This is a genomic window from Cnuibacter sp. UC19_7 (assembly GCF_042699995.1).
Classification (GTDB): Bacteria; Actinomycetota; Actinomycetes; order Actinomycetales; family Microbacteriaceae; genus Cnuibacter.
Genome location: NZ_CP170560.1, coordinates 445,431 through 468,648 on the forward strand (window position 1 = coordinate 445,431; position 23,218 = coordinate 468,648).

Below are 23,218 nucleotides of genomic sequence, written 5' to 3' on the forward strand. Positions count from 1 at the left end.
CTTTCTGCGCCTCGCGGCGCAATAGGTGTGGTGGTGGTGGTGTCGAGCCTGCGGCCGGACGGTCTAGACCGCGATGGCGCGATCGGTGGGCTTGACGGGGAACGGGAGCTCGGTCTCTCCCTCGAGGTAGCGGTCGACGGCGGAGGCCGCGGCACGGCCCTCGGCGATGGCCCACACGATGAGCGACTGGCCGCGGCCTGCGTCGCCGGCGACGAAGACGCCGGGCACGCTGGACTGGTAGTCGCCGTCGCGCGTCAGGGTACCCCGCTCGAAGCGGGTGCCGATCTGGCCGACGAGGTGCTCCTCCTCGGCCCCGGTGAAGCCCAGGGCGAGGAGGACGAGGTCGGCCTGGATCTCGTACTCGGTGCCGGCCTTCGGGACACGGCGACCGTCGACGTACTCGGTCTCGGCCACGCGCACCGCGCGCACCTCGCCGGCGTCGTTCGAGAGGAACTCGACGGTGGAGGCGAGGAAGACGCGCTCACCGCCCTCCTCGTGAGCGCTGGCCACCTCGAACAGGTTCGGGGTGGTCGGCCACGGCTGCGTCTCGGGGCGCTCGCTCGGCGGCTGCTTGCCGATGGCGAGGTTCGTGACGGAGAGCGCGCCCTGGCGGTGGGCGGTGCCGATGCAGTCGGCGCCGGTGTCGCCGCCGCCGAGCACGACCACGTGCTTGCCCTCGGCCGTGATCTGGCCGAGCAGGTCGTCGCCTGCCCCCGCCTTGTTCTGCTGGACGAGGTACTCCATGGCGAAGTGCACACCGTCGAGGTCGCGGCCCGGGATGGGGAGGTCACGCGGCACGGTCGCGCCGGTGCACACGATGACGGCGTCGTAGCGGGCGCGCAGGTCGTCCCAGGAGATGTCCTTGCCGATCTCGATGCCGGCGCGGAAGCGCGTGCCCTCGGCCATCATCTGGTTCAGACGCCCCTCGAGGTGCTTCTTCTCCATCTTGAAGTCCGGGATGCCGTAGCGCAGCAGGCCGCCGATGCGGTCGTCGCGCTCGTACACGGCGACGGTGTGACCGGCGCGGGTGAGCTGCTGGGCCGCCGCGAGGCCCGCAGGGCCGGATCCGACGACGGCGACCGTCTTGCCGGTGAGGCGCTGCGGCGGATGCGGCTGCACCCATCCGTTCTGGAACGCCTGGTCGATGATCGAGACCTCGACCTGCTTGATCGTCACGGCGGGCTGGTTGATGCCCAGCACGCAGGCGCTCTCGCAGGGCGCGGGACACAGGCGACCGGTGAACTCCGGGAAGTTGTTGGTCGCGTGCAGTCGCTCGATGGCCTGCCGGCCCTCGTCGCGCCAGGTGAGGTCGTTCCACTCGGGGATGAGGTTGCCCAGCGGGCAGCCGTGGTGGCAGAACGGGATGCCGCAGTCCATGCAGCGCCCGGCCTGGCGGCGCAGCTGGGTGCGGTCCTGGTCCTCGTAGACCTCGCGCCAGTCCATGAGACGCACCGAGACCGGGCGTCGGGGCGGGAGCTCGCGCTCGGGTACCTTCAGGAAGCCCTTCGGGTCAGCCACCTGTCACCTCCAGAATCCGTCCCCACACGATCTCGCCGTCGGGGTCGAGCCCCTCTTCGACGGCGGTCTGGCGTGTGGCGAGCACCGCGGCGTAGTCGCGCGGCAGTACCTTGATGAACCTCTGCACGGTCGTGTCGAAGTCGGCGAGCATCCGCGCCGCCAGGGCGGACTCGGTCTCGGCGACGTGACGCTCGAGCAGGTCGCGCACGATCTCGATGTCGGCGCCGCCGAGCGGCAGCAGCTGCAGCTCGCCCGACGCCAGCGAATCGGCGTTCACGCGCTCCTCGCGGAGGTCGTAGACGTAGGCCGTGCCGCCGGACATGCCGGCGCCGAGGTTGCGCCCGGTCTGACCGAGGATGACGGCGAGGCCGCCCGTCATGTACTCGAGCGCGTGGTCGCCCACACCCTCGACGACGGCGGTGGCCCCCGAGTTGCGCACCAGGAAGCGCTCGCCCACGATGCCGCGGAGGAACATGCTGCCCTGCGTGGCGCCGTAGCCGATCACGTTGCCCGCGATGACGTTGCGCTCGGCGGGGAAGACCGACCGGCGGTCGGGGCGCAGCACGATCTGGCCGCCGGACAGGCCCTTGCCGACGTAGTCGTTCGAGTCGCCCTCGAGCCGCAGGGTGATGCCGTGCGGGACGAACGCGCCGAACGACTGCCCGGCCGATCCCTTCAGGGTCACCGTGATGGTGCCGTCGGGCAGACCCTGCTCGCCGTAGCGCTTCGTGACCTCATGGCCGAGCATCGTGCCGACCGCCCGCTCCGTGTTGCGGATGGGCAGGTCGATCGAGACCGACTCGCCGTGGTCGAGCGCGCGCTCCGCCTCGTGGATGAGGCGGACGTCGAAGTGGTGCTCGAGCTCGTGGTCCTGGCTGCGGGCGTGGCGTCGCGGCTCGTCGTCGGCGAACGCCGGGCCGGCCAGGATGGGCGACAGGTCGAGCCCGTCGGCCTTCCAGTGGTCGACCGCCGCGTCGACGTCGAGCATCTCGTGGTGGCCCACAGCCTCGTCGAGCGAACGGAACCCGAGCTCGGCGAGGTACTCGCGCACCTCCTGCGCGATGAACTCGAAGAAGTTCACGACGAACTCGGGCTTGCCCGAGAAGCGGGCGCGCAGCTCGGGGTTCTGCGTCGCGACGCCGACCGGGCAGGTGTCGAGGTGGCAGACGCGCATCAGGATGCAGCCCTCCACCACGAGCGGCGCGGTCGCGAACCCGAACTCCTCGGCGCCGAGCAGGGCGCCGACGATGACGTCGCGGCCGGTCTTCATCTGACCGTCGACCTGCACCACGACCCGATCGCGCATGCCGTTGAGCATCAGCGTCTGCTGCGTCTCGGCGAGACCGATCTCCCAGGGGGTGCCGGCGTGCTTGAGCGAGTTGAGCGGGCTCGCACCCGTCCCCCCATCGTGACCCGAGACGAGCACGACGTCGGCGAGGGCCTTCGTCACTCCCGCCGCGACCGCGCCGATGCCGTTCTGGCTGACCAGCTTCACGTGGACGCGTGCGGCCGGGTTGGCGCGCTTGACGTCGAAGATCAGCTGCTTGAGGTCTTCGATCGAGTAGATGTCGTGGTGCGGCGGCGGGGAGATGAGGCCCACGCCGGCGGTGGCGTGACGCGTGCGCGCCACCCACGGGTACACCTTCGTCGGCGGCAGCTGACCGCCCTCGCCGGGCTTCGCGCCCTGCGCCATCTTGATCTGGATGTCGTCGGCGTGCGTGAGGTACATGCTCGTCACACCGAAGCGGCCGGAGGCGACCTGCTTGATCGCGCTGCGACGGGTGGGGTCGAGGAGGCGGTCGACGTCCTCGCCGCCCTCGCCGGTGTTCGACTTCGCGCCGAGTCGGTTCATCGCGATGGCGAGCGTCTCGTGCGCCTCCTTCGAGATCGAGCCGTAGCTCATCGCCCCGGTCGAGAAGCGCTTCACGATCGACTCCACCGGCTCGACCTCGTCGATCGGGATGGCGGGGCGGGCCCCGGCGCGCAGCTTGAACAGCCCGCGCAGGGTCATGAGGTTCTCGGCCTGGTCGTCGACGAGCTTGGTGTACTCGCGGAAGATGTCGTACCGGCGGTTGCGGGTGGCGTGCTGCAGCCGGAACACCGTGTCGGGGTTGAAGAGGTGCGGCGGACCCTCGCGGCGCCACTGGTACTCGCCGCCCACGGCGAGCGGCTCGTGAGCGACGATCGCGCCGTCCTCCGGATAGGCCGCGCGGTGACGTGCGGCGCTCTCGGCGGCGATCACGTCGATGCCCACGCCGCCGAGCTTCGACGACGTGCCGGTGAAGTACTCGTCGACGAACTCCGGGCTGAGGCCCACGGCCTCGAAGGTCTGGGCGCCCGCGTACGACGACACCGTGGAGATGCCCATCTTCGACATGATCTTGAGCACCCCCTTGCCGAGCGCCTTGATCAGGTTCTTGACGGCCTTCTCGGGGGTCACGCCCGTGATCACACCGGAGCGGACCTGGTTCTCGACCGTCTCCATGGCGAGGTACGGGTTGACCGCCGAGGCGCCGTAGCCGATGAGGAGCGCCACGTGGTGCACCTCGCGGACGTCGCCGGCCTCGACGATGATGCCCACCTTCATCCGCGTCTGGCGGCGGATGAGGTGGTGGTGCACCGCGGCGAGCATGAGCAGCGACGGGACGGGGGCGAGGTCCTTGTTCGAGTCGCGGTCGGAGAGCACGATGAACTGCGCGCCCTCGTCGATGGCCCGATCGGCCTCGGCGCACATCGCGGCGATGCGGTTCTGCATCGCCTTAGGGCCCTCGTCGACGCGGTAGAGGCCGCGGATCGTCGTGGTCAGGCGCGAACCGGGCGACGGGTCGATGTGCTGGATCTTCGCCAGCTCGTCGTTGTCGATCACGGGGAAGTCGAGCACGACCTGGCGGGTGTGCTCGGGGGTCGCGTCGAGCAGGTTGCGCTCGGGGCCGAGTCCCAGGCGCAGGCTCGTGACGACCTCTTCGCGGATGGAGTCGAGCGGCGGGTTCGTGACCTGCGCGAACTGCTGGGCGAAGTAGTCGAAGAGCAGTCGCGGACGCTCGGACAGCACGGCGATCGGGGTGTCGGATCCCATGGCGCCGAGGGGCTCGGCGGCATTCCTCGCCATCGGGGTGAGGAGGATGCGCACCTCCTCCTCGGTGTAGCCGAAGGTGCGCTGACGCCGGGTCACCGAGGCGGGGGTGTGCACGATGTGCTCGCGCTCGGGCAGGTCGCGCAGGTTGATGCGCCCCTCGGCGAGCCACTCGCCGTAGGGCTCGGCCGACGCGAGCTCGGCCTTGATCTCGTCGTCCTCGATGAGGCGGCCCGCGGCCGTGTCGACGAGGAACATCTTGCCGGGCCGGACCCGGCCCTTGCGGACGACGGTCGACGGGTCGACGTCGGGCATGACGCCGATCTCGCTCGCCAGCACGACCAGGCCGTCCTCGGTGATGAGGTAGCGCCCGGGGCGCAGGCCGTTGCGGTCGAGCGTGGCGCCCGCGAGCGTGCCGTCGGTGAAGATGAGCGCGGCGGGGCCGTCCCACGGCTCCATGAGCATCGAGTGGTACTCGTAGAAGTCGCGACGGGCCGAGTCGAAGTCGGTCTGGTTCTCCCAGGCCTCGGGCACCATCATCATCACCGCGTGAGGCAGCGAGCGGCCGGCCAGCGTCAGCAGCTCGAGCGTCTCGTCGAACGAGCCCGAGTCGGAGAGCCCGGGAGTGACGATCGGGAACAGCGGGTCGAGGTCGCCGAGGACCTCCGACTCCAGCTGCGACTGACGGGCGCGCATCCAGTTGCGGTTGCCCTGCACGGTGTTGATCTCGCCGTTGTGCGCCATCATGCGCAGGGGCTGCGCGAGCGGCCACGACGGGAACGTGTTGGTGGAGTAGCGCGAGTGCACCAGGGCGAGCTTCGACGCGAACCGCTCGTCGGAGAGGTCGGGGTAGAACGGCTCCAGCTGGAGCGTGGTGACCATGCCCTTGTAGGTGATCGTGCGGCACGACAGCGACATGAAGTACAGCTCGAGCTCGTGCTCGGCGCGCTTGCGCAGCCGGTACGTCTGGCGGTCGAGCGCGATGTCGGAGAGCGAGGCGCCCGACGGGGTGGTGCGGCGCGACTGCAGGAACAGCTGGCGGATGACCGGCATGGCCTGCCGGGCGAGGCGGCCGAGCTCGTCGGGGCGCACCGGGACGTCGCGCCAGCCGAGGATGTCGAGGTCCTCCTCGTCGGCGATCTCGGCGAAGCGGGCCATCACGGCCTCGCGCGCCTCGTCGTCGACGGGCAGGAAGGCGTTGCCGACGGCGTACCGGCCCACGGCGGGCAGGTCGAAGCCCGCCACCGCGCGCAGGAACGCGTCGGGGATCTGGGTGAGGATGCCCGCACCGTCGCCGGTGCCCGCATCGGACCCTACGGCACCGCGGTGCTCGAGGTTGCGGAGTGCGTCGAGCGCCGTGTCGATGATGTCGTGACCCGGCGTGCCGCGGAGCGTGGCGACCATCGCGAGACCGCACGCATCCTTCTCGGAGCGCGGGTCGTAGAGCCCCTGGGCAGAAGGAAGAGCGCTGAAGGGCGGGCGCTGGAGATGTTCGGCCATAGAGAACCGTCCTCTACGTGTGACTAAGGAACTGGGACGCCGGTGGCCCAAGGAGTGGTGCTGGTGCGGCCTGGGCGAGTGTGCTCAGGGTGCTCGTTCGTCGGACCTGGTCGGTCTGCGGGCCTGCCGAGGGCGGCTGGCTCAGGACTTCGCTCCGACTTCACTTGTGGCGCTCGGTTCGATCGTCTCGTTCTCGGTGGCTGCGGGAGCCTCCTCGCCCTCGAGCTCTTCATCCGTGTACGTGTTCGACGAGTCTACCTCAGCCGACGGCGGTACCCACTCGGCTCCGGGGCGGTAGGGGCTGGGCTCCAGACCCTTGTGCCGCCGGGTCTGCACGACGATGATCACGATGCCGACCAGGATGGCGAGCCAGGCGCCCCAGACGTTGGAGCGGACGCCGAGGATGATCTCGCTCGGATCGACGCGGATCGTCTCGAAGTACGAGCGGCCGAGGCCGTACCAGATGAGGTAGACGCCGAAGAGCTTGCCCCACTGGAGGCGGAACTTGCGCTCGACGAGCAGGATGACCGCCACACCGAGGAGGTTCCAGATGATCTCGTAGAGGAACGTGGGGTGGAACAGCGTGCCCTCCGGGAGTCCCGCGGGGAACGCCGGGTTGCTGAACTCGATCTCGAGGCCCCACGGCAGCGTGGTCGGCTGGCCGAAGAGCTCGTGGTTGAAGTAGTTGCCGAAGCGGCCGGCGGCCTGGGCGACGAGCATCGCGGGGGCGATCGCGTCGGCGAAGGTCCAGAAGCGGATGCCGGACAGTCGGCAGCCGATCCAGGCGCCGACGGCCCCGCCGACGAGCGAGCCGAAGATTGCGATGCCGCCGTGGTCGATGCGGATGACCTCCCACGGGTCGGCGCCGTCGTAGAAGTAGTCGCCGGGGTGGGTGAGCACGTGCCAGACGCGCGCGCCGATGATGCCGAGCGGGACGCACCAGAGCACGATGTCGAGGACGACGCCCGGCTCGGCCCCGCGACGGGTGAGCCGTCGCGACGCGATCATGATCGCCAGGATGATCCCGACGAGGATGCACAGCGCGTACGTGCGGATGTCGAGTGTGAACGGGAGGTTCCAGCCGAAGGTCGACGACAGCCAAGCCGTGATGTTGAGACCCTGCCACTCGACGGGCGGGCTCGGGATGCTGAGCGGTGTGAGCACCTGGTGCGTGACCTTTCATTCCGCGGGCAGGCCGACACGCGGTGCGCGCGACCTCGACGATTCTAGCGACAGACCCCGAGCGCGCGATGACGCGTTCGGGTCGGCCCGGGACGGGCTCGGCGGAGCAGCGCCTAGCGGCCGGTGCCCGCGGCCAGGCGGGCGCCCAGCTCGGCCAGAGCCGGCACTCCCCCGTCGGCGAGAGCCTTGACGAACACCGACCCGACGATGGCGCCGTCGGCGTAGGTGAGGATCTCGGCGATCTGCTCGGCCGTCGAGACGCCGATGCCGACGCACGCCGAGTCGGCGCCCTGCTCGCGGAGGCGCGCGACGAGCGTGCGGGCGGCGGCGTCGAGGTCTTCGCGGGCCCCGGTGATGCCCATCGTCGACACGGTGTAGACGAAGCCGCGGCTGTTCTCGACGGCCAGGCGGAGTCGGCTGTCGGTCGAGGTGGGCGCCGCGAGGAACACCCGGTCGAGACCGGTGCGGTCGCTCGCGGCGAGCCAGTCGGCGCCCGAGTCGACGGTGAGGTCGGGCGTGATGAGCCCGGCGCCGCCGGCGGAGGCGAGGTCGTCGGCGAAGCGGTCGACGCCGTACTGCACCACGGGGTTCCAGTACGTCATGAGCAGCACGGGCGCGTCGACCCGCGAGCGGATGCGCTCGACGGCGGTGAAGGCGTCGCGGATGCGGAAGCCGCCCTCGAGGGCCACCTGCGTCGCCGCCTGGATGACCGGTCCGTCCATCACGGGATCGGAGTACGGCAGACCCAGCTCGAGCACGTCGATGCCGTTCTCGACCAGCGCGACGGCGGCGTCGACGCTCGTGTCGAGGTCGGGGAACCCCACCGGGAGGTAGCTGATCAGGGCGCCGTCGCGGTCGCGCTTGGCGGCGGCGATGGCCTCGTGGACGGGCGAGACGGTCATGACTGGACGCTCCCCTCGTCGAGCACGTCGAAGTAGCGGCCGGCGGTCGCCACGTCCTTGTCACCGCGTCCCGAGAGCGACACCAGGATCGTCGCCTCCGGGCCGAGCTCGCGGCCGAGGTCGATCGCGCCGGCGAGGGCGTGCGCCGACTCGATGGCCGGGATGATGCCCTCGGTCGTGCACAGCAGACGGAACGCGCTCATCGCGGCCTCATCGGTGATGGGACGGTAGTCCGCGCGCCCGATCGAGGCGAGCCAGGCGTGCTCCGGCCCGACGCCCGGGTAGTCGAGCCCGGCCGAGATGGAGTGCGACTCCGCCGTCTGGCCGTCCTCGTCCTGCAGCACGAAGCTGCGGGAGCCGTGGAGAACGCCCGGTCGACCGCGTGTGATCGTCGCGGCGTGCCGGTCGGTGTCGGCGCCGAGTCCCGCGGCCTCGAAGCCGTAGAGGCCCACCGACGTGTCGTCGAGGAAGGCGTGGAAGATGCCGATCGCGTTCGATCCCCCGCCCACGCAGGCGGCCACCGCATCCGGAAGACCGCCCGTGAGCTCGATCATCTGGGCGCGGGCCTCCTCGCCGATGACCTTGACGAAGTCGCGGACCATGACGGGGAAGGGGTGCGGGCCGGCGACCGTGCCGATGAGGTAGTGCGTCGACTCGACGTTCGCGACCCAGTCGCGGAACGCCTCGTTGAGGGCGTCCTTCAGGGTGCGTGTGCCCGTCGTGACCGGGATGACCTCGGCGCCGAGGAGGCGCATCCGCGCCACGTTCAGCGCCTGGCGCTCGGTGTCGACCTCGCCCATGTAGACGACGCACTCCATGCCGAACAGGGCCGCGGCGGTCGCGGTGGCGACGCCGTGCTGGCCCGCGCCGGTCTCCGCGATGAGGCGCTTCTTGCCGAGGCGCTTGGCGAGCAGCGCCTGGCCGAGGACGTTGTTGATCTTGTGCGAGCCGGTGTGGTTCAGGTCTTCGCGCTTCAGGATGATGCGGGCGCCGCCGGCGTGCTTGGCGAACCGCGGCACCTCGGTGAGGATCGACGGACGCCCCGTGTACGTGCGGTGCAGCTCGGCGAGCTCCTCGTGGAAGAGCGGGTCGAGCTTGGCGGTCTGGTACGCCTCGTCGAGCTCGTCGAGGGCCGCGATGAGCGACTCGGGCATGAAGCGCCCCCCGAACTCGCCGAAGAACGGACCCTCCTCGCTGCGGAGTGAGGGCGTGACCTCTGGACTGGTCATGAGGCGGTGAACTCCTTGATGGCGGCGACCGGGTCTCCCCCGGTGACCAGGGCCTCGCCGACGAGGACGACGTCGGCTCCGGCGGAACGGTAGTGGGCGACGTCGGCGGGGGTCTTGACCGCCGACTCGGCGACGCGGATGACACCCTCCGGGATCCTGTCGACCAGACGGCCGAACAGGTCGCGGTCGAGCTCGAACGTCGACAGGTTGCGGGCGTTCACCCCGACCAGGCGAGCGCCCAGATCGGCGGCGCGGGAGACCTCCGCGGCGTCGTGCGTCTCGACGAGCGGGGTCATGCCGAGCTCGAGGATGAACGCGTGCAGACGGGCCAGGGTCTCCTGGTCGAGGGCGGCGACGATGAGGAGCACGAGGTCGGCGCCGGAGGCACGCGCCTCGAGCACCTGGTACTCGGTGGCGATGAAGTCCTTGCGGAGCACCGGCACGTCGACGACCGCGCGGACCGCCTCGAGATCGGCGAGCGATCCCTTGAAGCGACGACCCTCGGTGAGCACGCTGATCGCGCTGGCGCCGCCCTGCGCGTAGAGGGCGGCGAGGGCCGCGGGATCGGCGATGTCGGCGAGGTCGCCGCGAGACGGGCTCGCGCGCTTGACCTCGGCGATGACCTTGATGCGCTCAGCGGGAGCGAGGAACGACAGGGCGTCGAGCGCCGGCGGCACGGCGAGCGCACGGCGCTCCACCTCGGCCTGCGGCGTGGTCTCCTGTCGCCGACTCGCGTCCTCGAGCGCTCCGGCTACGAGTTCGGCGAGCACGTCGGTCAGTGGCCCTTCTGCGCGACCCGGGCACCGCCGACGCCGAAGCCGGCCTTGGACAGGATCCAGCCCAGCAGCGCACCGACCACGACGACCGCGACCGCGGCCCAGACGAGCCAGACGATCGCGAAGAAGAAGGCGACGGTGCCGACGGCGAAGCCGACGAGCATCACGACGACGGCGGTCCAGGCGGCGGGAGAGTTGCCGTGGCCGGGTTCTTCGATCTCTGCGCTCATCTGTTGCATTCCTTCTCGTGGGGAGTCGTCCCAGTCTAGCGGGAGCACGTCGAGGGGCCTCGACGGGGATCCGCGTCCGACGGTCGTCTCAGCGGGTGGGGTCGTCGCCCCGGGTGAGGTCGTCCCAGTCGTCGACCGCCGCATCCGACCGCTCACGTCGGGTCGCCTTGGGCTCGGGCGCGGTGGAGCCGTCGTCGAAGAAGTCGCCGGGGTCGGTGCTCCGGGCGCCGCTGGCGTCTTCGAAGACGACCGCCTGGTACTTGCGTCCGGATGCGGGCCAGCGTCGCACCGTGACCAGGACGAGGAGACCGGCGATCACCATGAGCGCGCCGGCGACGATCGCGGCGGCGGGCCAGAGGGTCGCGTCGTGGCCGGTGATGAGCGAGCGCACGGAGCTCGAGCCGGCGACCCCCGTGGTCGTGGTGACGCTCGAGGCGCCCGCGGCGACCGGGTCGGTGGCCGCCGCGATCGACGACCACAGCACGCTCGCCCCGAGCACCAGCTCGAGCACGCCGAGCACCAGACGCACCACGGGGCCCGCGATGGCGAGCGCGCCGGCCAGGGCGATCCCGGCCAGCGACAGTGCCGACAGCGCCGGAGCGGCCACCGAGCCGGGGACGGTGATGGTGGCGGCGACCGACTCGCTGCCGGAGAGCTGGAGCGTCGACCACGTCTGCGACCAGGCGAGGAAGCCGAGCGCGCTGGCCACCAGGACGACGAGGATCGTCAGCACCTTGATGCGTCGACCGGCGCTCAGAGCCGCGTCGGCGTGCGGCTCGTCCGCCTCCGTCTCGGAGGCCGTCGCGTCGTGGTCGGTCATCAGACCACCCGGGTCATCGCGTTCGCGACGGCCACGGCGCGCAACGGAGCGGCCGCCTTGTTCTGCGACTCCTCGAACTCGAGCTGAGGCACCGAGTCGGCGACGAGACCGCCGCCCGCCTGCACATGCGCCACCCCGTCGCGGATGGTCGCGGTGCGGATCGCGATCGCGAGATCGGCGTCGCCGCCGAAGCCGAAGTACCCGACGACTCCCCCGTAGAGGCCGCGCTGAGCGGGCTCGAGCTCGTCGATGATCTCGAGAGCCCGGGGCTTGGGCGCACCGGAGAGGGTGCCCGCCGGGAACGTGGCCCGGAAGACGTCGATCGCGTCGACGCCGTCGCGCAGCTCGCCCTCGACGCTCGAGACGATGTGCATGATGTGGCTGAACCGCTCGACCCGCATGAACTCGGAGACCTCGACGCTGTCGGCGCGGCACACCTTGAGCAGGTCGTTGCGGGCCAGGTCGACGAGCATCAGGTGCTCGGCCTTCTCCTTCTCATCGCCGAGCAGCTCGTGCTCGAGGTCGACGTCGTCCTGGGCGGTGCGGCCGCGAGGCCGCGATCCGGCGATCGGATGCGTGTGGGCGCGCCCCGACTGCACCTTCACCAGGGCCTCGGGGCTCGATCCGACGATGTCGTACCTCGCGCCGGACGCGTCGACCAGCGTGAGCAGGTAGAGGTACGGGCTCGGGTTGAGGGTGCGGAGCACGCGGTACACGTCGAGCGGGGTCGCCGTGACCTCCAGGTCGAACCGCTGGGAGATGACGACCTGGAAGATGTCGCCGTCGTGGATGTACTCCTTCGCCTCGTCGACCGCGGCGAGGAAGTCCTCCTGCGTGGTGCGGCGCTCCGGCTCGCTGACGACGGTCATGTCGACCTCGTCGAGGCGGGCCTCGGCGGGCTGCGCGACGGCGGCCTGCAGCCGGTCGAGGCGGGCCTGCGCGTCGTCCCAGCCATCCGCGTCCGGGTCGTCGTTCAGCACGGCGGCGATGAGCTGCACCGTTCCGCTCTGGTGGTCGACGACCACGAGCTCCGACACGAAGGCGAGCCCCTGACTGGGCAGCGGGTAGTCGGCCGGCGGGATGTTCGGGAGGTGCTCGAGCTGGCGCACGGCCTCCCAGCCGAGGAATCCGACGAGGCCGCCGGTGAGGGGCGGGTGACCCTCGAGGTCGGGCGTCCGCCACTGGGTGTAGAGGGCCGAGAGCGCCGCGATCGGACCCTCGGGCATGCCGTCGGGGAACGCTCGGGCGACGTCGAGGCCGAGATCGATCCAGTGCGCCGCGCCGTCCTCCTCGGTGAGCAGGCCGAAGCTCGAGGCGCCGACGAAGGAGAAGCGCGACCAGACCCCGCCCTGCCCCGCCGACTCGAGCAGGAACGTGCCGGGTCGACCGTCGGCCACCTTGCGGTAGAGCCCCACGGGGGTCTCGCCGTCGGCGAAGAGCTCGCGGATGACGGGGATGAGCCGGTGCGCCGGGCGGAGGGCGTCGAACTCCTCGCGCGTCGTGGTGGAGGTCATGCGCTCTCCCCGCTCCGCCGACGACGACCTCGAGCGGGTCGACGTCGAAGCATCGACGGGCACCGGTGTGGCATGCCGCGCCGATCTGGTCGACCTGCACCAGGAGGGTGTCGGCGTCGCAGTCGAAGGCCGCCGACTTCACGTACTGCACGTGCCCCGAGGTGTCGCCCTTCCGCCAGTACTCCTGGCGCGAGCGCGACCAGAACGTGGTGCGGCCCTCCGTCAGCGTGCGACGCAGGGCCTCCGCGTTCATGTAGCCGAGCATGAGCACCTCGCCCGTGTCGTACTGCTGGATGACAGCGGGCAGGAGCCCGTCGGCGTCGAAGGTCGCGCGCTCGAGCACGCCGGTCGTGTCGATCTCGGTCATCGTACGGTCACCCCGTCCTTCCTCAGCTCGTCCTTCACCTCGGCCACCGTCATCTCCTTGAGATGGAAGACCGAGGCGGCGAGCACCGCATCCGCCCCTGCCGATACGGCCTCGGCGAAGTGCCGCGCCGTCCCGGCCCCGCCCGAGGCGATGACGGGTACGGAGCTGAGCTCGCGCATGGCGCGCACCAGCTCGAGGTCGAACCCGTCCTTCGTGCCGTCGGCGTCGATGGAGTTGACCAGCAGCTCGCCGGTGCCCCGCTCGATCGCCTCGCGCGCCCAGGTGAGGGCGTCGAGGTCGGTCTCGCGCCGACCGCCGTGCGTGGTCACGACGAAGCCCGACTCGGTGCGCTCGGATCGCTTGACGTCGAGCGAGAGCACGAGCACCTGCGCGCCGAACCGGTCGGCGATCTCGTCGATGAGGCCAGGGCGCGCGATGGCGGCGCTGTTCACGCCCACCTTGTCGGCGCCGCTGGCGAGCAGCCGTGCGACGTCGTCGTTGCTGCGGACCCCGCCGCCGACGGTGAGCGGGATGAAGACCTGCTCCGCGGTCTTGCTCACGACGTCGTACATCGTGGCCCGTTCGTCGACGGTCGCCGTGACGTCGAGGAACGTGATCTCGTCGGCACCCTGCTCGCCGTAGAGGGCGGCCAGCTCGACCGGATCGCCGGCGTCGCGGAGGTTCTCGAAGTTGACGCCCTTCACGACGCGGCCGCCGGCCACGTCGAGGCAGGGGATGACGCGGACGGCGAGCGACATCAGATCCTCGCCGCGTGGATGGCGCTGACCAAGATGGCCCGGGCGCCGGCGTCGTACAGGGCGTCCATGAGCTGGTTGGTGTCGGCGCGCGGCACCATGGCGCGCACGGCGACCCAGTCGGGGTCGGCGAGCGGCGAGAGCGTCGGCGACTCGATGCCGGGCGTCAGTGCGATGGCGGCGTCGAGGTGGTCGCGGTGCACGTCGTAGTCCATGAGCACGTACTCGCGGGCCACCAGCACTCCCTGAAGACGACGGAGCAGCGTGTCGGCGCCGGGGTGCTCGGTGCCGTTCGAGATGAGCACCGCGGTCGACTCGAGGATGACCGGCCCGAAGATCTCGAGCCCGGCCTTGCGGAGCGTGCCTCCGGTGGAGACGACGTCGGCCACCGCATCCGCCACACCGAGCCGCACCGCCGATTCGACCGCGCCGTCGAGCTTGACGAGCGTGGTGGTGATGCCGTGACCGGCGAGGAAGGCCCCGACGAGCCCGGGATAGCTGGTCGCGACGCGGAGGCCGGAGAGGTCGGCGAGCTCGACGGCGGCGCCGGAGGGTCGGGCGAAGCGGAACGTCGAGTCGCCGAACGACAGCGCGGCGACCTCCCGCGCGCTCGACTCGGAGTCGAGCAGCAGGTCGCGGCCGGTGATGCCCACGTCGAGGGCGCCCGATCCCACGTAGGTGGCGATGTCGCGGGGACGGAGGTAGAAGAACTCGACGTCGTTGCGGGCGTCGGTGTAGACGAGCTCGCGGGAGTCGCGCCGGCCGGAGTAGCCGGCCTCGGCGAGCATGCCCGCGGCGGTCTCGGCCAGGGAGCCCTTGTTGGGAACGGCGATCTTGAGCATGGTGAGGTCTTTCGCTGGAGGGTGTACGTCAGTCGCGGATGCGGTCGTGCCGCCGGGAGGGCGGCCGCCGATCACAGATGTCGGTACACGTCCTCCGTGGAGAGTCCCTTGGCGACCATGAGCACCTGCAGGTGGTAGAGCAGCTGCGAGATCTCCTCGGCCGTCTCGTCGTCGGACTGGTACTCGGCGGCCATCCAGACCTCGGCGGCCTCTTCGACGATCTTCTTGCCGATGGCGTGCACGCCGGCGTCGAGCTCGCGGACGGTGCCCGAGCCCTCGGGGCGCGTCGCCGCCTTGTCGGTGAGCTCGAGGAACAGCTCGTCGAAAGTCTTCACCCGACAAGGCTACTAGGAGTGCGCGTGCTCTCCGGCCAGAGCGCGGAGGCGCTCGATCTGCTCCGCCGCGACCTCGGCGCCGAACACGCTCGAGCCGGCCACGAAGACGTCGGCGCCGGCCTCGGCGGCGATCCCGATCGTGTCGTCGTTGATGCCGCCGTCGACCTGCAGCCAGATGTCGAGGTCGCGGCGCCCGGCCTCGGTGCGGAGGGCGCGCAGCTTGGGCATGGTCGACTCGATGAAGCTCTGCCCGCCGAAGCCCGGCTCGACCGTCATCACGAGGAGCATGTCGAGCTCGGGCAGCAGCTCGAAGTACTGCTCCGCGTCGGTGTCGGGCTTGATCGCCATCCCGGCCCGGGCGCCACGGTCGCGCAGCGCCCTGGCTAGGGCGAGGGGATCGGCTGCGGCCTCGGCGTGGAACGTGACCGAGGCGGCGCCGGTCTCGGCGTAGGCGGGCGCCCAGCGATCCGGGTCGTCGATCATGAGGTGGACGTCGAGCGGGATCGGGCTCACCTCCTGCAGCCGGGCCACGATCGGCAGCCCGAGTGTGAGGTTCGGCACGAAGTGGTTGTCCATCACGTCGACGTGCGCCATGTCGGCGTTCGCGATTCGGCCCAGCTCCGCTTCGAGGTTCGCGAAGTCGGAGGCCAGGATGCTGGGGTTGATGCGGAGCGTCACGCTTCGACCCTAGCTGGCCGCCACTCCTGCACGTCCGGGTGCCCGGGGTGATCCCTCCACAGATCTGCCCTCGGAGGCCGAGAGGTCGGCGCTCCGCCCCCACCATGATCGGCATGACACTTCTCGATGACTCCCCCGCCTCCCTCCCCGTGGCCGACGACGAGCTGCGCGGCTTCCTCGACGACCTCATCGGCGTCGCGGTGCGCGAACAGCTCTGGGTCCTGTACTTCGATGACGACGACGTCGTCATCCCCGTGATGACCCCGCTCGACGACATCCCCCTCGGCGACCCGCGCCGCGTGCTCCGCCCGGTCGCCCGGTTCATCGCGGCCACCGCTGCGCGGGTCGGCGCGGCGACGGTCGCGCTGGTCTGGGAGGAGCCCGAGGGCGACGACAGCCGGCCGCCCTCGAGCATCGACGCCGACGTGTGCGGCACCCTTCTCGAGGAGTGCCGTGTCCGTGTGCGCGGTCAGTTCAGGAGCACGGGCGCGGGAGTGGCCGAGGTCGTCAGGGTCTGAGGAGGTCGGCTCCTGGGATTCGGTGCCCCCGAGCCGGTCGCCCTCAGAGCTTGCGGAACAGGGTGATGAACATCGCGTCGGTCGCGTTGCGGTGGGGCCAGAGCTGCACCGCCGGCGACCGGGCGCCGAGAGCGATCGCGCCGCCCGTGATCCGCTCCACGACCTCCTGGGCGTCGAGCTGCTCGAGGCCGTCGCTCCAGCGGCGCAGGAGACCGCGCACCTGGGCCCGGGTCTCGGCGACGTGGGGCGAGCAGGTGACGTACGCGAGCAGCCCACCGGGCTTCAACGCGGTGACGGCCGAGTCGAGCAGCCTCTCCTGCAGGGAGGCCAGCTCGGCGAGGTCGCCCGGCTGCTTGCGCCACCGGGCCTCCGGCCGGCGGCGGAGGGCGCCGAGGCCGCTGCACGGGGCATCGACGAGGATCCTGTCGAACGACTCCGGCTGCCGGTCGCCGAGCGCGGTGCCGTCGAGCTCGAGGATCTCGGGCGTCGTCGGCAGTGCGGCGACGGCACGCCGAACCAGCCCCGCGCGTGCGTGCACGGGCTCGTTGGCGACGACCACCGCGCCTCCGAGCTCGGCCTCCGCGCCCAGGAGCGCGGTCTTGCCACCCGGGCCCGCGCAGAGGTCGAGCCACCGCTCGCCGGGCTCGACGGGGCGCGCCCGGCTCAGGGTGAGGGCCGCCAGCTGCGAGCCCTCGTCCTGCACCCGCGCGGTGCCGTCGGCGACGGCGGGCGAGGCGGCGGGGTCGCCGGCGGCGGCCAGCGCCGCGATCGGCGAGACACCCGTGGGGGTGGCTCCGGCGAGGTCGTCGACGTCCGACAGGCCCGGCAGCGCCACCAGCGTGACGCGGGGCGGCAGGTTGTCGGCGGCGAGCAGCTCGCGCAGCTCGGCCTCGATCGAGTCGTCGTCGCGTCCGGTGGCATCGGCGGCGAGAGCGCGCCGGAAGGCCCGGACCACCCACTCCGGATGCGAGAACTCCGCGGCCAGACGGTCGTCGTGGTCGGTCGCGTCGTCGAGCACGAGCCGACGCCACTCGTCGGCGTCGCGGCGCGAGATGCCCCGCAGCACCCCGTTGACGAATCCCGTCGCCGAGCGCGACGCGACCTCGCGCGCCAGCTCGACCGACTCGTTGACCGCAGCGTGCGTGGCGGTGCGGAGGGTGAGCAGCTGGTGACAACCGAGCTCGAGCACGTCGAGCACCGCCGGGTCGATCTCGGTGGTCGGCCGATCGGCCGCCAGCGCGATGACGCGGTCGTAGTACCCGCGCATCCGGAGTGTGCCGTACGTCAGCTCGGTGGCGAGCCCCGCATCGGGGCCGGAGAGGCCGGCCTCGCGGATGCGCTGCGGCAGGAGCAGGTTCGCGTACGCATCGTCGACCCGGACAGCGCGCAGCACGTCGAGGGCGATCCGCCGGGCGGGCTGCACACGCACGGGCAGAGGCGGGGTACGGCGACTGCGCGGTCGCTCACGGGGGCTCATCGCACGACCTCCAGGGTCTCGGCGGACACTCCTCGCCACCAGTCGGCGGCGCGCATCGGGCGCTTCCCGGCGGGCTGCACCTCGACGAGCTCGATCGGGTGGTCGGCGGTGCCGGCCAGGATGCGCTTGCCGTCGGCCCGGATGGTGCCGGCGGGGAGCGCGGGGTGCTCGCGCAGCGGGGTGCAGTCGAGCACCTTGAGGCGCGTGCCCTCCAGGTCGAGGTGGGCGCCCGGCTCGGGCGTGACCCCGCGGAACCGCGAGTAGACCGCGTCGGCGGACTGCGTGAGGTCGAGCCTGCCGTCCTCGAGGCCGAGCTTCGGAGCGTAGGTGCCCTCGCCCACCTGCTCGCGGGCCGTCGCGGTCCCCGCACCGATCGCCGCGACCACGTCGTCGAGCAGCGCTCCGCCGCTCACCGCGAGGCGGTCGAGCAGGGTGCCCGCCGTCTCGTGCGCCGCGACCGGGGTGCGCAGCGTGGCGAAGACCGGCCCGGCGTCGAGCTCGGCGACGAGCTGGAAGACGCTCGCGCCCGCCTCGCGGTCGCCGGAGATCAGCGTCCATTGCACGGGTGCAGCACCCCGCCACCGCGGCAGGTCGGAGAAGTGGAGGTTGATCCAGCCGTGCTCCGGCGTGCTGAGCAGCGGCTCACGGATGAGGCCCCCGTACGCGACGATCACCCCGAGCTCGGGTTCGAGCGCGGCGATGTGGTCGGTCACCCCCTGGTCGAGCCGGTTGGCGCGCAGTACGGGCAGCCCCATGCTGAGCGCCGCCTCGGCCACCGGTGAGGGGGTCAGCACGCGCTTCCGCCCGATCGGCGCATCCTCCCTGGTGATCACCGTCGCCACGTCGTGCGCGGCGGCGAGCAGCTCGAGGCTGGGCACCGCGACCGCCGGCGTCCCTGCGAACACCAGTCTCATTCCATGATCTCCGAATCGTCGAGTCTGACCTTGAGCGTCGGCGGCGGGGTGAACGAACCCCCGGTGCGGCGACGCCGCCTGGTGGCGTTCTTGATGACGAGCGCCCTGAGATGCCGAGCGACGGCGGCGCCGACGGCATAGTCGAATCGTATGACGGCTCGCTCCACGCCGTCTCCGAGCGCGACCGGTCCGAGCACGTCGACCTTCGGCGACTCGGTCGTATCGAGCAGGTCTCGGAGATCGGCGAGCGTCGCGCCCACCGCATCCGGAGCCCCCGTCACCGTCGCGAGCCGCACGGCCGGCGGGAACCGCAGAGCACGGCGGTCGGTGAGCTCGTGACCTGCGAAGGCGGGCTGCTGCCAGGTGACCAGGCTGCGCGCCAGGGGGCCACCGACGCCCACCAGGACCGTGGGCGCGCCGGGCCGGGCGAGCGCGATCGCGTTCGACCACCAGCGGAGGCAGTCCTCGGCCACGCGCAGCGACTCGCGCGCGAGCATCCGCGGCCCGTCGAGGAGGAGCACCGCCGCGTATCCGCCGGCCGCCACGGGCTCTGCGCCGCGGGTGGCCACGACGATCGCGGGCTTGCCGCCGACCTCGGTGTGCTGGTGCTCGCCGTCGGCGACGATGACACGTACTCCGGGGAAGGCGCGGCCGAGCTCGTCGGCCGTGCGGGCGCTGCCGACGGCGCCGAAGCGCAGCGTGGTGCCCCGGCAGACCGGGCACGACCAGCGCACCGCGAGGGCGCCGCAGAGTGTGCACGCGGCCGGCTCGCCGGCCCGCGCGATGCGCAGCGGCCCGGCGCACACGGCGCAGGAGGCTGGCGTCGAGCACGTGCCGCAGGCGAGCACGGGGGCGTATCCCGGGCGTGCCACCTGGATGAGAACGGGACCCTCGGCGAGGGCACGTTTCGCCGTCTGCCAAGCGGCGGTGGGGATGCGCGCGGCGTTCGGCGGTGCGTCGGCGTCGTCGAGCTCGGCGGTGGGCACGACGCGCGGCAGGTACCGGGGCGTCGGGCCCACCTGGGTCAGGAACCCGATCTCGACGAGCCGCTCCACCTCGGTGCTGCGGCTGACCGAGAGGAAGGCGAGCCGAGAACCCGACTGCTCCTGGCGTACCAGAGCGGCGTCCCTGGCGTGGACGTAGGGGGTCAGCGGTTCGGCTTGGAGCGGATCGGAGTCGTCGACGACGATGAGGAGGCCGAGGTCGCTCACCGGCGCGTAGACGCTCGAGCGGTTGCCGACCACGATGCAGGGGCCTCCGTCGAGCGCGGTGAGGAACGCCGCGTACCGTTCGGCACGGGCCTGCCGCGCGTCGAGGCGGACGACGGAGTCGGCGGCACCCAGCCATTCGAGGGCGCTCTCGAGCACGAGCTGGTCGCGGTAGTCGGGCACGGCGACGATGACGGACTCGCCGCCGGCGTGGACCGCGGCGGCCGCCTCGGCCGCGGTCAGCGCCCAGTGCGGGACCGTCGACGGCGGGGCGGAGATGTCGTCGGCTGAGGCGTCGGGGTCGGTGGGCGCGGCGAGCTGGGCCACGGTGGGCTTCGCCTCGAGCGCCACTCGGGCGCCGGGTGCCAGCAGCGTCGTGGTGTCGGCCAGCGAGTATCCGGTCAGTGTGCGCTCGGTGGAACCCGAGACCGGGACCGGATCCGAGCCCGATTCGGGTGTCTTCGGCGACACGGCGGCGGTGGCGGCCTCGACAGCCGCCCGTGCGGCCACGTGCGCCTTCTCGACCCGGACGAAACGCGGAGGCACCGCGAGACGCACGATGTCGCACGCGCTCCCGGCGGCTCGGTCGGCCAGGCGCCGCGCCAGCCGCCACACCTCGGGTGTCAGCACGGGCAGGGGGGAGATCACCTCGTCGAGCTCGCTCAGCGAGCCCTCGAAGTCGCTCACCGCGGCCGTCTCGATGATGTAGCCCCTCGCGCTCCTCCCGGCGGACCTCAGCGGTACCTTGACACGCACCCCGGGCTGCGCCTGGTCGCGGAGCGGCTCGGGGACCACGTAGTCGAAGAGACGGTCGAGCTGCGGGAGCGGCGACTCGATCATCACCCGCGCGACGACCGCGGCGGCCGCCACGACGGTCAGAGCCCGGCAGCCGCGCGAAGCTCCTCGACGCGGTCGAGTCGCTCCCAGGTGAAGTCGGGGAGCTCGCGTCCGAAGTGACCGTAGGCGGCGGTCTGGGAGTAGATGGGTCGCAGCAGGTCGAGGTCGGCGATGATGGCGGCGGGCCGGAGGTCGAAGACCGAGCGGATGGCCGTCGTGATCTCGGCATCGGACATGACACCCGTCCCGAAGGTCTCGACGTAGAGGCCGACCGGGGCGGCGGCGCCGATGGCGTACGCGACCTGCACCTCGAGGCGCTCGGCGAGGCCGGCCGCGACCGCGTTCTTCGCCACCCAGCGCATCGCGTAGGCCGCCGACCGGTCGACCTTCGACGGGTCCTTGCCGCTGAAGGCGCCGCCACCGTGACGGCTCGCGCCGCCGTAGGTGTCGACGATGATCTTGCGGCCGGTGAGACCGGCGTCGCCCTGGGGGCCGCCGATCTCGAACTTGCCGGTCGGGTTGATGAGGGCGCGCATCGCGGTGCGATCGAGCTCGATGCCCTGTTCCTCGGCCGCGTCGAAGACCGGCACGATCACCGTCTCGAGCACCGCAGCGCGGAGATCGGACAGCTCGACGGCCGGCGAGTGCTGGGTCGACAGCACGACGGTGTCGAGAGTGCGAGGCACCGTGCCCTCGTAGCCGATGGTGACCTGGGTCTTGCCGTCGGGACGCAGGAAGTCGAGCATGCCCTCCTTCCGCACCAGGGCCAGACGCTCCGACAGCCGATGCGAGAGCCAGATGGGCAGCGGCATGAGGGTGGGCGTCTCGCGCGCCGCGTAGCCGAACATGATGCCCTGGTCGCCGGCGCCCTGCTTGTCGATCGCGTCGACGCTGTCGCCCTCGCGGGCCTCGAACGCGTTGTCGACGCCCTGCGCGATGTCGGGAGACTGCCCGCCGATCGAGACGGAGACGCCGCACGAGCGGCCGTCGAACCAGACGTCGGAGGACGTGTACCCGATCGACGTGACCTTCTCGCGCACGATAGCCGGGATCTCGACGTAGCCGCTGGTCGTGACCTCGCCCGCCACGTGCACGAGCCCTGTCGTGACGAGGGTCTCGACGGCGACCCGGCTGTGGGGATCCTGGGTGAGGAGGGCATCGAGGATGCTGTCGCTGATCTGGTCGCAGATCTTGTCGGGGTGACCCTCGGTGACGGATTCGGACGTGAAGAGCCGCAGGTCGGTCATCGTTCTCCTGTCAGTGCGGCGGCCGGGGCCGCCTATGCGTCGTCGGGGGTGTCTGCCGGGGCGCTCAGTGCGTGTGCCGGGGCAGCGATCCGGCGAGGGCTTCGATGATGGCATCGGCCACCGACGCCTTGCTCCCCGAGGCCTCGACGACTATATCGCCGGCCCGCGACAGCAGGACGATCTCGGTCGTCTCGCGACCGAACACCTCGTCCCAGCCCACCCGGTTGGCCACGATGAAGTCGCAGCCCTTGCGGGCGAGCTTCTCGCGGGCGAGCGACAGCAGGGTGTCGCGGTCGGGGGCCGTCTCGGCGGCGAAGCCCACGATGACCGTCGCGTCATCGGTCGCGCGCGCCGCCACCAGCCCCGCGAGGACATCGGGGTTCTGCACGAGCTCCAGAACGAGGCCGTCGTCGGCGGAGCGCTTCTTGATCTTCTGCTCCGAGACCTCGGCAGGCCGGTAGTCGGCCACCGCGGCGGCCATGATCACCAGATCGGCATCGGCGGATGCGGTGGTCACCGCCTCCTGCAGCTGCGCCGCGGTCTCGACTCGCGTGACCTCGACACCCGACGGAGCGGACACCTCGAGGTGGGCGGCCACGAGCACCACCTCGGCGCCCTGGTCGCGCGCCGCGCGGGCGAGCTCGACGCCCTGTCGTCCGCTCGAGCGGTTGCCGAGGAAGCGCACCGGGTCGAGCGGCTCGCGGGTGCCGCCCGCGGTCACGACCACACGCCGCCCGGCGAGCGAGCCGGAGTGACCGACGACGGCCAGCGCGGCGGCGACGATCTCGTCGGGCTCGGCCATCCGGCCCGGCCCGGAGTCGGCGCCGGTGAGCTGACCGGACGCCGGTCCGACGACCGTGACGCCACGGGCGCGCAGCGTCTCGACGTTCGCCTGCGTGGCGGGGTTCAGCCACATCTCGGTGTGCATCGCCGGCGCGACGACCAGCGGGGCCGTGCTCGCCAGGACGGTGGTGCCGAGCAGGTCGTCGGACAGGCCGGTCGCCAGTCGGGCCAGCGACGCCGCGGTCGCCGGCGCGATCACGATCAGGTCGGCGGCTTGCCCGAGAGCGACGTGCCGCACGGCGGCGACGTCGTCGTACAGGTCGGCGGAGACGGGGTTGCGCGAGAGCGCCTCGAGCGTCGGGCGTCCGACGAAGCGCAGCGCGGCCTCGGTGGGCACGACATGCACGTCGTGTCCGGCCAGCACGAGCGAGCGGACGACACCGACCGCCTTGTAGGCGGCGATCCCCCCGGTGATCCCTACGACGATGTTCACGTCTGAAGCGTACCGGCGGG

The 23,218-nt window shown here is 71.6% G+C and carries 19 protein-coding genes and 1 pseudogene; 1 reads left to right on the forward strand and 19 read right to left on the reverse strand.

All coding sequences use genetic code 11. From position 1 onward, the window contains the following. Nucleotides 1-63: 63 nt before the first annotated feature. The 14 genes and pseudogenes from ACFJGV_RS02165 to rpe all read right to left on the reverse strand — a co-directional run bounded on the left by ACFJGV_RS02165 (nucleotide 64) and on the right by rpe (nucleotide 15,721). Nucleotides 64-1,518, reverse strand: coding sequence for a glutamate synthase subunit beta (locus ACFJGV_RS02165; protein WP_378146490.1), 1,455 nt, complete (start codon nucleotides 1,516-1,518; stop codon nucleotides 64-66). After that, nucleotides 1,511-6,091 (reverse strand): glutamate synthase large subunit, encoded by a 4,581-nt coding sequence (gene gltB / locus ACFJGV_RS02170; RefSeq protein WP_378146492.1) that lies wholly within the window; start codon nucleotides 6,089-6,091, stop codon nucleotides 1,511-1,513. Before gltB ends, ACFJGV_RS02165 begins: the two co-directional genes overlap by 8 nt. 141 nt (nucleotides 6,092-6,232) lie before the next feature. Next, complete coding sequence (gene lgt / locus ACFJGV_RS02175) at nucleotides 6,233-7,255, reverse strand: prolipoprotein diacylglyceryl transferase (protein WP_378146493.1); 1,023 nt, start codon at nucleotides 7,253-7,255, stop codon at nucleotides 6,233-6,235. 131 nt (nucleotides 7,256-7,386) lie between these two features. Then, a complete protein-coding gene (trpA, locus tag ACFJGV_RS02180) occupies nucleotides 7,387-8,175 on the reverse strand; it encodes a tryptophan synthase subunit alpha (protein ID WP_378146494.1) in 789 nt (262 codons plus the stop codon). Then, the gene (trpB, locus tag ACFJGV_RS02185; protein WP_378146496.1) at nucleotides 8,172-9,404 is read right to left on the reverse strand and encodes a tryptophan synthase subunit beta; all 1,233 of its coding nucleotides are present in this window, start codon (nucleotides 9,402-9,404) and stop codon (nucleotides 8,172-8,174) included. Before trpB ends, trpA begins: the two co-directional genes overlap by 4 nt. After that, nucleotides 9,401-10,174 (reverse strand): indole-3-glycerol phosphate synthase TrpC, encoded by a 774-nt coding sequence (gene trpC / locus ACFJGV_RS02190; RefSeq protein WP_378146497.1) that lies wholly within the window; start codon nucleotides 10,172-10,174, stop codon nucleotides 9,401-9,403. Before trpC ends, trpB begins: the two co-directional genes overlap by 4 nt. Nucleotides 10,175-10,179: 5 nt before the next feature. Then, nucleotides 10,180-10,410 (reverse strand): DUF6704 family protein, encoded by a 231-nt coding sequence (locus ACFJGV_RS02195; protein WP_378146499.1) that lies wholly within the window; start codon nucleotides 10,408-10,410, stop codon nucleotides 10,180-10,182. Nucleotides 10,411-10,498: 88 nt separating this feature from the next. Further along, nucleotides 10,499-11,230 carry a Trp biosynthesis-associated membrane protein gene (locus ACFJGV_RS02200; RefSeq protein WP_378146501.1) on the reverse strand — a complete coding sequence of 244 codons (732 nt, stop codon included), beginning with the start codon at nucleotides 11,228-11,230 and terminating at the stop codon, nucleotides 10,499-10,501. Next, nucleotides 11,230-12,744, reverse strand: coding sequence for an anthranilate synthase component I (locus tag ACFJGV_RS02205; protein ID WP_378146503.1), 1,515 nt, complete (start codon nucleotides 12,742-12,744; stop codon nucleotides 11,230-11,232). Before ACFJGV_RS02205 ends, ACFJGV_RS02200 begins: the two co-directional genes overlap by 1 nt. A 10-nt stretch (nucleotides 12,745-12,754) precedes the next feature. Then, nucleotides 12,755-13,111, reverse strand: a pseudogene (gene hisI / locus ACFJGV_RS02210) (phosphoribosyl-AMP cyclohydrolase); the annotation flags it as partial. Further along, complete coding sequence (hisF, locus tag ACFJGV_RS02215) at nucleotides 13,108-13,869, reverse strand: imidazole glycerol phosphate synthase subunit HisF (protein WP_378146505.1); 762 nt, start codon at nucleotides 13,867-13,869, stop codon at nucleotides 13,108-13,110. The gene hisF and the pseudogene hisI, both read right to left, overlap by 4 nt. Beyond that, nucleotides 13,869-14,708: an ATP phosphoribosyltransferase gene (hisG, locus tag ACFJGV_RS02220; RefSeq protein ID WP_378146507.1), complete on the reverse strand. Its 840-nt coding sequence runs from the start codon at nucleotides 14,706-14,708 to the stop codon at nucleotides 13,869-13,871. Before hisG ends, hisF begins: the two co-directional genes overlap by 1 nt. A 71-nt stretch (nucleotides 14,709-14,779) precedes the next feature. Continuing rightward, complete coding sequence (locus ACFJGV_RS02225; protein WP_378146508.1) at nucleotides 14,780-15,043, reverse strand: phosphoribosyl-ATP diphosphatase; 264 nt, start codon at nucleotides 15,041-15,043, stop codon at nucleotides 14,780-14,782. Between the two features lie 12 nt (nucleotides 15,044-15,055). Further along, nucleotides 15,056-15,721, reverse strand: a complete 666-nt coding sequence (rpe, locus tag ACFJGV_RS02230; RefSeq protein ID WP_378146509.1) for a ribulose-phosphate 3-epimerase — start codon at nucleotides 15,719-15,721, stop codon at nucleotides 15,056-15,058. A 113-nt stretch (nucleotides 15,722-15,834) separates the two neighbouring features. Between rpe and ACFJGV_RS02235 the strand changes: the two genes are divergently transcribed. Beyond that, nucleotides 15,835-16,239, forward strand: a complete 405-nt coding sequence (locus tag ACFJGV_RS02235; protein WP_378146510.1) for a hypothetical protein — start codon at nucleotides 15,835-15,837, stop codon at nucleotides 16,237-16,239. A 43-nt stretch (nucleotides 16,240-16,282) separates the two neighbouring features. On the opposite strand, the gene ACFJGV_RS02240 is transcribed toward ACFJGV_RS02235, so the two are convergent. The 5 genes from ACFJGV_RS02240 to coaBC all read right to left on the reverse strand — a co-directional run bounded on the left by ACFJGV_RS02240 (nucleotide 16,283) and on the right by coaBC (nucleotide 23,198). Then, nucleotides 16,283-17,716, reverse strand: a complete 1,434-nt coding sequence (locus ACFJGV_RS02240) for an RsmB/NOP family class I SAM-dependent RNA methyltransferase (RefSeq protein WP_378146511.1) — start codon at nucleotides 17,714-17,716, stop codon at nucleotides 16,283-16,285. Then, complete coding sequence (gene fmt / locus ACFJGV_RS02245) at nucleotides 17,713-18,630, reverse strand: methionyl-tRNA formyltransferase (protein ID WP_378146512.1); 918 nt, start codon at nucleotides 18,628-18,630, stop codon at nucleotides 17,713-17,715. Before fmt ends, ACFJGV_RS02240 begins: the two co-directional genes overlap by 4 nt. Further along, nucleotides 18,627-20,708: a primosomal protein N' gene (locus ACFJGV_RS02250; RefSeq protein WP_378146513.1), complete on the reverse strand. Its 2,082-nt coding sequence runs from the start codon at nucleotides 20,706-20,708 to the stop codon at nucleotides 18,627-18,629. The genes fmt and ACFJGV_RS02250 overlap by 4 nt, the downstream gene beginning before the upstream one ends. A gap of 5 nt (nucleotides 20,709-20,713) precedes the next feature. After that, nucleotides 20,714-21,922, reverse strand: a complete 1,209-nt coding sequence (metK, locus tag ACFJGV_RS02255; RefSeq protein WP_378146514.1) for a methionine adenosyltransferase — start codon at nucleotides 21,920-21,922, stop codon at nucleotides 20,714-20,716. 64 nt (nucleotides 21,923-21,986) lie between these two features. Next, the gene (coaBC, locus tag ACFJGV_RS02260) at nucleotides 21,987-23,198 is read right to left on the reverse strand and encodes a bifunctional phosphopantothenoylcysteine decarboxylase/phosphopantothenate--cysteine ligase CoaBC (RefSeq protein WP_378146515.1); all 1,212 of its coding nucleotides are present in this window, start codon (nucleotides 23,196-23,198) and stop codon (nucleotides 21,987-21,989) included. Nucleotides 23,199-23,218: the final 20 nt, after the last annotated feature.